The sequence below is a fragment of the Bradyrhizobium sp. genome (assembly GCF_016213215.1).
Classification (GTDB): domain Bacteria; phylum Pseudomonadota; class Alphaproteobacteria; order Rhizobiales; family Xanthobacteraceae; genus Bradyrhizobium.
Window position 1 is genome coordinate 1 of record NZ_JACRAW010000150.1, and the last position, 7,682, is coordinate 7,682.

General features: G+C 65.5%; 9 protein-coding genes and 1 pseudogene. 7 read left to right on the plus strand and 3 right to left on the minus strand.

Going from position 1 to position 7,682, the window contains the following annotated elements; genetic code table 11:
* The 6 genes and pseudogenes from HY852_RS24430 to HY852_RS24455 form a co-directional block, all read left to right on the plus strand.
* Positions 1–222: pseudogene (locus HY852_RS24430) on the plus strand (4-carboxy-4-hydroxy-2-oxoadipate aldolase/oxaloacetate decarboxylase); the annotation flags it as partial.
* Between the two features lie 5 nt (positions 223–227).
* Positions 228–1,151 carry an NAD(P)-dependent oxidoreductase gene (locus tag HY852_RS24435; RefSeq protein WP_291607468.1) on the plus strand — a complete coding sequence of 308 codons (924 nt, stop codon included), beginning with the start codon at positions 228–230 and terminating at the stop codon, positions 1,149–1,151.
* Positions 1,152–1,159: 8 nt separating this feature from the next.
* Positions 1,160–2,074 (plus strand): amidohydrolase family protein, encoded by a 915-nt coding sequence (locus HY852_RS24440; protein WP_291607469.1) that lies wholly within the window; start codon positions 1,160–1,162, stop codon positions 2,072–2,074.
* A 13-nt stretch (positions 2,075–2,087) separates the two neighbouring features.
* Complete coding sequence (gene ligA / locus HY852_RS24445) at positions 2,088–2,477, plus strand: protocatechuate 4,5-dioxygenase subunit alpha (protein ID WP_291607470.1); 390 nt, start codon at positions 2,088–2,090, stop codon at positions 2,475–2,477.
* Positions 2,477–3,331 (plus strand): class III extradiol dioxygenase subunit beta, encoded by an 855-nt coding sequence (locus HY852_RS24450; RefSeq protein WP_291607471.1) that lies wholly within the window; start codon positions 2,477–2,479, stop codon positions 3,329–3,331. The genes ligA and HY852_RS24450 overlap by 1 nt, the downstream gene beginning before the upstream one ends.
* A 1-nt stretch (position 3,332) precedes the next feature.
* Positions 3,333–4,292 carry a Gfo/Idh/MocA family oxidoreductase gene (locus HY852_RS24455; RefSeq protein ID WP_291607472.1) on the plus strand — a complete coding sequence of 320 codons (960 nt, stop codon included), beginning with the start codon at positions 3,333–3,335 and terminating at the stop codon, positions 4,290–4,292.
* A gap of 244 nt (positions 4,293–4,536) precedes the next feature.
* Here HY852_RS24455 and HY852_RS24460 read toward each other — a convergent pair whose 3' ends face one another.
* Both HY852_RS24460 and HY852_RS24465 read right to left on the minus strand, forming a co-directional pair.
* Positions 4,537–4,860, minus strand: a complete 324-nt coding sequence (locus HY852_RS24460; RefSeq protein ID WP_291607473.1) for a 2Fe-2S iron-sulfur cluster-binding protein — start codon at positions 4,858–4,860, stop codon at positions 4,537–4,539.
* Between the two features lie 13 nt (positions 4,861–4,873).
* Entirely contained in the window at positions 4,874–6,037 is a 1,164-nt protein-coding gene (locus HY852_RS24465) for a cytochrome P450 (RefSeq protein WP_291607474.1), read from the minus strand.
* 127 nt (positions 6,038–6,164) lie between these two features.
* On the opposite strand from HY852_RS24465, the gene HY852_RS24470 reads away from it, so the two are divergent.
* The gene (locus HY852_RS24470) at positions 6,165–7,085 is read left to right on the plus strand and encodes a helix-turn-helix domain-containing protein (protein ID WP_291607475.1); all 921 of its coding nucleotides are present in this window, start codon (positions 6,165–6,167) and stop codon (positions 7,083–7,085) included.
* Positions 7,086–7,104: 19 nt separating this feature from the next.
* Here HY852_RS24470 and HY852_RS24475 read toward each other — a convergent pair.
* On the minus strand, positions 7,105–7,682 hold a 578-nt coding region (locus HY852_RS24475), incomplete at its 5' end, for a LysR substrate-binding domain-containing protein (RefSeq protein WP_291607476.1).

The window sequence follows — 7,682 nt, forward strand, 5'->3', positions numbered from 1 at the left end:
TGCGCGGGCGCGCTGGTCAACCCGGGCGACGTGATCGTCGCCGATCCCGCCGGCGTGGTCGTGGGTCCGGCGGCCGTGGCGCACCAGGCGGCGGACGCCGCTGCGGCGCGCGAGGCCAATGAGGGTGACAAGCGGAAGAGGCTGGCAAACGGCGAGCTCGGCCTCGATATGTACAAGATGCGCGAGCCGCTGCAGAAGGCAGGGCTCAAATACATCGATTGACGGTCATGACGGGTGCTTCCAACCAGTGGCATGTCGGTCTCGTCGGCTACGGCGAGGTCGGCAAGATTCTCGCCGAGGACCTGCGCAAGGAGGGGTTGCGGGTTTCCGCCTACGACATCAAGCTGGACGACGACCGCGCGTCGCCGTTGCGCGAGCACGCCGCACGGATCGGCGTTGCGCTGGCCACATCGCATGCGGCGCTGGCGAAAGAAGCCGACCTGATCGTTTCCGCGGTCACCGCGAGCCAGGCGGTGCCGGTCGCGCAGGCCTGCGCGCCGGCCGTGAAGCCCGGATCGTTCTTTCTCGACTTCAACTCCGCTTCGCCGGGCGCCAAGGGCCGCGCCGCCGCGCTGATCGACGGCGCCGGAGGACGCTACGTCGAGGGCGCGGTCATGACCTCGGTGCCGCCCTATCGCATCAAGGTGCCGCTCCTGCTCGGCGGCGGCTCCGCGGCCGCCCTGGCGCCGCTTCTGCGCGAGATCGGTTTCGACGCCAAGGTCGCCAGTGACAGGCTCGGCGTTGCTTCGGCGGTGAAGATGTGCCGCAGCATCATGATCAAGGGCATGGAAGCCATGGTCATCGAGAGCTTCACCACGGCGCGTGCCTATGGTGTCGAGGACGCGGTGCTGGCCTCGCTGGCGGAGACCTTCCCTAGCATCGACTGGGAGAAGCAGGGCGCCTATTTCTTCCAGCGCGTGATCGAGCACGGAAGGCGCCGCGCCGAAGAGGTGCGCGAGGTGGCCGAGACCGTGCGCGAGGCCGGGTTGACGCCGTGGTCGGCGCAGGGCACCGCCGAGCGCCAGGCCTTCATCGCCGATCTCGCCGACGAGGGCGTGTTCGGCACCAGGGGTACCAGGGAGTTCGCGCGCAGCGCCGACTGGCGGACGGAAGCCGACCGCATCCTCGCCAGGATCAAATCGGGTAAATGAGAGGGACGATGCAATTCGAAAAGACGCCGGGCTGGCTCGATTGGTATTCCGGGCCTTCCAAGCCGCGCTTCAAGGTGCCGACGGGTTCGGTCGACGCGCACTGCCACGTGTTCGGGCCCGGCGCGCAATTCCCTTATGCGCCGGAGCGCAAGTACACCCCGTGCGACGCTTCGCGCGACCAGCTCTACGCGCTGCGCGACCATCTCGGCTTTGCCCGCAACGTGGTGGTACAGGCCACCTGTCATGGTGCCGACAACAGCGCCATGGTCGATGCCTTGATCCATTCCGGCGGCCGGGCGCGCGGCGTCGCCACCGTCAAGCGCAGCGTCGGCGACGCAGAGCTCAAGGCGATGAACGAGGCCGGCGTGCGCGGCGTGCGCTTCAATTTCGTCAAGCGCCTGGTCGACTTCACCCCGCGCGACGAATTGATCGAAATCGCCGGCCGCATTGCCAGGCTGGGCTGGCACGTTGTGATCTATTTCGAAGCGCAGGACCTGCCCGAGCTGTGGGATTTCTTCACCTCGCTGCCGACCACGATTGTCGTCGATCACATGGGACGGCCCGACGTGACCAAGCCGGTCGACGGCCCCGAGTTCGAACTGTTCGTGAAATTCATGCGCGACAATCCGAACGTCTGGTCCAAGGTAAGCTGCCCGGAACGGTTGTCGGTTTCGGGCCCGCCGGCGCTCAACGGGGAGCAGAACGCCTATCGCGACGTGGTGCCGTTTGCCCGACGTATCGTCGAGACCTTCCCGGACCGCGTGCTGTGGGGCACCGACTGGCCGCATCCGAACCTGAAGAACCACATGCCGGACGACGGCCTTCTCGTCGATTTCATTCCGCACGTCGCGGTCACGCCCGACTTGCAGCGCAAGCTGCTGGTCGACAATCCGATGCGGCTGTACTGGCCGGAAGAATGCTGAAAGGAGACATCCGATGGCACTCGACAAACCGTACAAGGACATCCCCGGCACGACCATCTTCGACGCCGACATGTCGCGCCAGGGCTACCACCTCAACCAGTTCTGCATGTCGCTGATGAAGGCCGAGAACCGCGCCCGCTTCAAGGCGAACGAGCGCGCCTATCTCGATGAATGGCCGATGACCGAGGAGCAGAAGCAGGCCGTGCTGGCGCGCGATCTCAACCGCTGCATCGCGCTGGGCGGCAACATCTATTTCCTTGCCAAGATCGGCGCGACCGACGGCAAGAGCTTCCAGCAGATGGCCGGCAGCATGACCGGCATGAGCGAGGAAGAATACCGCGACATGATGGTGAAGGGTGGGCGCTCCATCGAAGGCAACCGCCATCTCGGGGAGAAGAAGTGATGGCCCGTATCACCGCAAGCGTCTACACCTCGCACGTCCCGGCGATCGGCGCCGCGATGGATCTCGGCAAGACGGGCGAGCCGTACTGGCAGCCGGTCTTTGCGGGCTACGACTTCTCCAAGCAGTGGCTGAAGGAGCAGAAGCCGGACGCGATCTTCCTGGTCTTCAACGACCACGCGACCGCGTTCAGCCTGGACATGATCCCGACCTTCGCGATCGGCACCGCCGCGGAATTCACGCCCGCCGATGAAGGCTGGGGGCCGCGTCCGGTGCCGAAGGTCATCGGTCACCCCAAGCTTGCGTCCCACATCGCCCAATCGGTGATCCAGGACGATTTCGACCTCACCATCGTCAACAGGATGGACGTCGACCACGGCCTCACCGTTCCGCTCAGCCTGATGTGCGGCCAGGTGCAGGCCTGGCCCTGCCCGGTGATTCCGTTCGCGGTCAACGTCGTGCAGTATCCGGTGCCCTCGGGGCGGCGCTGCTTCATGCTCGGCCAGGCGATCCGCCGCGCGATCTCGTCCTACGACGAGCCGCTCAACGTGCAGATCTGGGGCACCGGCGGCATGAGCCACCAGCTGCAGGGCCCGCGCGCCGGACTCATCAACCGGGAGTGGGACAACGCCTTCCTGGACCGGCTGATCAATGATCCCGACGGGCTGTCGAAGATGCCCCATATCGATTATGTGCGCGAGGCCGGCAGCGAAGGCATCGAGCTCGTGATGTGGCTGATCGCGCGCGGCGCGATGGGCGACGTTGCCGGCGGCAACAAGCCGACCGTCCGCCACCGCTTCTATCACGTGCCTGCGAGCAACACCGCCGTCGGCCATCTGATCCTGGAGAACAACTGACATGGCCAAGACAATCAAGGTCGCGCTTGCCGGTGCCGGCGCGTTCGGCATCAAGCATCTCGACGGCATCAAGAACATCGACGGCGTCGAGGTGGTCTCGCTGGTCGGCCGCCGGCTCGAGCCGACCAGGGAAGTCGCTGCGAAATACGGCATCGGCCACGTCTCGACCGAACTCGCCGACAGCCTCGCGCTGAAGGAAGTGGACGCCGTGATCCTGTGCACGCCGACCCAGATGCATGCCGCCCAGGCGCTGGCCTGCATGAAGGCCGGCAAGCATGTCCAGATCGAGATTCCGCTCGCCGACTCGCTCGCCGATGCGCAGGCCGTGGTGGACCTGCAGAAGAGAAGCGGGCTGGTCGCGATGTGCGGCCACACGCGGCGCTTCAATCCCAGCCATCAATGGGTGCGCAAGAAGATCGTGGCCGGCGAGTACAACATCCAGCAGATGGACGTGCAGACCTATTTCTTCCGCCGCACCAACATGAACGCGCTCGGCCAGGCGCGAAGCTGGACCGACCATCTGTTGTGGCACCACGCAGCGCACACGGTGGACCTGTTCGCGTATCAGGCGCGCTCGCCGATCGTGAAGGCGAACGCCATCCAGGGGCCGATCCATCCAGCCCTGGGCATTGCCATGGACATGTCGATCCAGCTCAAGGCTGCGAACGGCGCGATCTGCACCTTGAGCCTGTCGTTCAACAATGACGGCCCGCTCGGCACCTTCTTCCGCTACATCGGCGACACCGGCACCTACATTGCGCGCTACGACGACCTCGTGAACGGCAAGGAGGAGAAGATCGACGTCTCCAAGGTCGACGTCTCCATGAACGGCATCGAATTGCAGGACCGCGAGTTCTTCGCCGCGATCCGCGAGGGCCGCGAGCCCAACGCCAGCGTCGCCCAGGTGCTGCCCTGCTATCAGGTGCTGCACGACCTCGACCGGCAGCTGGCCGCGGGGTAAACGAGATTTCGTTCAGGAGGTCTTGCCGCGAACTCCCTTCCTTCTCCCCTTGTGGGAGAAGGTGGCGCGGGCTTTAGTCAGCGCCGGATGAGGGGTCTCTCTCCGCGGAATCAAATGTCAAAAGCTTCTCTCGCGGACAGATACCCCTCACCCGGATCGCATTTTTCGATGCGATCCGACCTCTCCCGCAAGGGGAGAGGTGTACCGCCGCTGCGGAGACAAACTCATCTTAATCTCGGCAAGGTTACCCCTGCGTCTCCGGCAGCGTGACCACCAGCCCTTCGAGTGCCGCCGTCGCCCTGATCTGACAGGCGAGGCGGCTGTTGGGCTTGATCTCGGCGGCGACGCCGTCAAGGGTGTCCTGTTCGGTGCTGCTCGGCGGCGGCAACTCGGCCAGCCGGCTCTCCTCGACGTAACAGTGGCAGGTGCCGCAGGCGCAGGAGCCGCCGCACTCGCCGACGATGCCATCGACGCCGTTCGCGGTGGCTCCCTGCATCAGGCTCCATTCCTCGGTCACGTCGACGGTGCGCGGGTTGCCCGAGGGCTCGACATAGATGATCCTGACCATGTCTTACCTTCGATCAGTGAACCGTCAGCGGCAGCCGCAGCGGGCTGCGGAAGGTCGATGACGGCATCCAGTCGAGCTTCTCCTGGGCGCGCCGGTAGTTCGGAACGACCTTGTGGAACTCCTCGAAGGCGATCCTGATCGCCATGCGCGCGATCGCCGAGCCGAGGCAGGCATGGACGCCGCCGCCGAAGCCGAGATGGCCGCGCGGCTTGCGCGTGATGTCATACACATCGGGATTGGGATATTGCCGCTCGTCACGATTGCCCGAGCCGTAGGCGAGGCAGACGAAATCGCCCTCGCGCATGGTCTGGCCGTGCAACGTGACATCCTTCTGCAGGCAGCGGCGGAAACGCTGGGCCGAGGTGTTGAAGCGCAGCGATTCCTCGACCGCGTCCGGCAACAGCTCCGGCTTGGCGACCACGGCCTTGCGCGCGTCGGCATAGTCCGCGAGGTTGAGGCCAAGCATGCTCATGAAGCCGCCGAGCGATTCGATGCCGGCCATGATCAGCGTGGTGGTGGTCAGGAGCACCTCGCGCTCGTCGAGCTTGTCGCCGTCGATCTCGGCCATGCTGAAATGCGAGATCAAATCGTTCTGCGGATGGGCGCGGCGGTCGGCGATCACCTTGGCCGCGTAGTCCCGCATCCAGTTGTAGGCAGCGATGTGCTCCTCGCCCTTGGCGCGGCTGACCGGGTCGCTCTGCACCATCAGCACCGCCTTGTCACGGACAGTCTGCTCGTCGCCGAGCGGCAATCCCAAGGCGGCGAACAAGACGCGCACGGTGAACTTGGAGGAGAACGCGTCGATGAAGTCGAACTGGTCCTTGCCGCGCAGCGCCTCGGCTGCCGTGCGCGCGATGTCGCGCATCGGCTCGGCAAGGCCTTCGAGGTTGCGTTTCATGAAAGCGTGCTGGACCAGGCCGCGCAGGCGGTCATGCCGCGGCGGGTCGGTGGTGCCCAGGGTCGCGCCGGCGCGATTTGGCAGCTCGGTCATGAGATTGCCCTTGGCCGAGGAATAGAGCTGCCAGTTCTGGCCGGCCGAGACGATGTCGGAATAGCGCGACAGGACCCAGGTCTGCGCCTGCGGGCTCCAGAAGCAGGGGTATTCGTCGCGCAACGTCTTGTAGAACGGAAACGGGTCGGCATCGATCGCCGGCGAATACGGATCGAATGTGAACATGGGTGTTTCCTCTGAAGGGGGTTGTCGTTCTCATTTTTTACTATGCTAGTCGCGGCGACGCTCCGCCGTGAGACACGAACGCTCGCATAGACTTGCACTTTTCCGATGTTTTGGGGCATGGTGGCGCATGCCCCGCTTTCGTCCGAAGTCATCGATTCCCGCTTTCGCCCTTTACGGAGAGGTATCGGGTGCGGGCGCGGATATGCTGCATGTCGAGGCGATCCAGACACGCAGCCGGCTGTATCGCTGGGAGATCGAGGCGCATACGCACCAGGGGCTGCACCAGATCCTGTGGATCGCATCGGGACCGGCCGAAATTGGCTTGGACGAAACTCGCGAGCGGCGGCACGGGCCCGTGGCCGTGGTGATCCCGCCCGGTGTGGTGCATGCCTTCCGCTTCTCGCGCGAGACCGATGGCTATGTATTTACCTTCAATCCGCGCGCGGTCGTCGAAGGTGACGTGCCGGCGACCGGGGAGGCGCTGCGCCACCTGTTCGCAACGGCGCAGATCGTTGCGTTCGAGCCCGCGGCCGCCGCGACACGGCGCATTGCCTCGCTGTTCGATGAGCTGGCCGAGGAGTTTTCCGCCAGCGACGCCACCGGCTCGCCGGTGCCGCTATGGCTCGGCCGCTCTATCGTCTGGCGGCTCGCGCAGCAGAGCGCGCGGCAGTCGCAGGGCGAGCAGCGCGGGGGACGGAGCGCCGCGCTGTTCACCCGCTTCATCGTGCTGGTCGAGGCCCATCACCGCGAGCACTGGCCGATCTCGCGCTATGCGGACGAATTGGGCATGACGCCCGAGCGGCTGAACCGCCTGACGCGCGCCGAGACCGGCCAGACCGCGCTCGATCTCGTCCATGCGCGCCTGGCCCGCGAGGCCTGCCGTCGCCTCACCTATATTGCCGCGCCGATTTCCAAGCTCGCCTATGAGCTCGGTTTCGACGATCCCGCCTATTTCTGCCGCTTCTTCAAGCGCCATATCGGCTCCAGCCCGCGCGACTATCGACGCGCGGCCTCCGGAGGGGATGGCTCGGAAGGCATTCCGTTCTGAACGGCGATCAGGCTTTTGGCTAGACGGGCATGTGCGCCGCCGCGCTGGCAAGCGCGGGACCGACCAGGCTCTCGAGCTGCTGGCGCAGCCACTGGTGCATCGGATCGGCCTGATGACGAAGGTGCCAGACCATGTACATCGGCATCGGCGGGCACTCGACCGGAACCGGCACGACGGCGAAGCCACGCAGCATGTGAGCGCGCAACAGGCTCGGCAGCGTTGCGATCATCGTACTGCCGTGCAGGAACGGGCCGATGCCGGCGAAGCCAGGTACCTGCGCGACGAAGCGGCGATTGATGCCGCGCTCGGCGAGCACGTCGTCGAGGTCGAGCCGCCGCCTCGGCTCATACAGCACCGTCACGTGGTCGGCGGCGAGGTAGTCTTCCACCGTGAGCGGGGCGGCCCGCTGCGCCGAATCGTAGAATACGCAATAGGTGTCCTCGAATAGCCGCTTCTGCAGGATGTCGCTGCCGGCGGGCGGACGCGGCGTGATGATCAACTGGCAATGCTCGTCACGCAGCATTTCCGCCGCAGGTATGCCCGAACTGATCACGCGCAAGGCGAAGCCGGGCGCGTGCCTTCGTACCTGGTGCAGCA